This window comes from Pedobacter miscanthi (genome assembly GCF_003315595.1).
In the GTDB taxonomy this organism is placed as follows: Bacteria; Bacteroidota; Bacteroidia; order Sphingobacteriales; family Sphingobacteriaceae; genus Pedobacter; species Pedobacter miscanthi.
Genome location: NZ_QNQU01000099.1, coordinates 1 through 248, shown reverse-complemented (window position 1 = coordinate 248; position 248 = coordinate 1). Strand labels below are relative to the sequence as shown.

Below are 248 nucleotides of genomic sequence, written 5' to 3'. Positions count from 1 at the left end.
AATATGATCAAAGACCAGGTGACCGGCGGGACTTAGGATAATCTCCTGTTGGTCATGGGTGATCACATAGTTGCCCTGATCTTTATCAAGCACGAACCATTGGGCATCTGTGGCCCCATACCCTGGATGCAATTTTGGGGTTGATGGTAAATAGGTCATATAGGCGAGTGCCAGTGCCCGAGTTCCCGTAACCCGCTTGGGATCTGTAAAGGTGGCCAGTTGTTCGGTTGAATTCATCGGAACTTGCA

At 49.6% G+C, this 248-nt stretch carries 1 protein-coding gene; it reads right to left on the bottom strand.

What is annotated here, in order from left to right; all coding sequences use genetic code 11:
• Positions 1–237 (bottom strand): NUDIX hydrolase (locus DRW42_RS29425; protein ID WP_208643685.1); only part of this gene is annotated, 237 nt, incomplete at its 3' end.
• Positions 238–248 lie beyond the last annotated feature (11 nt).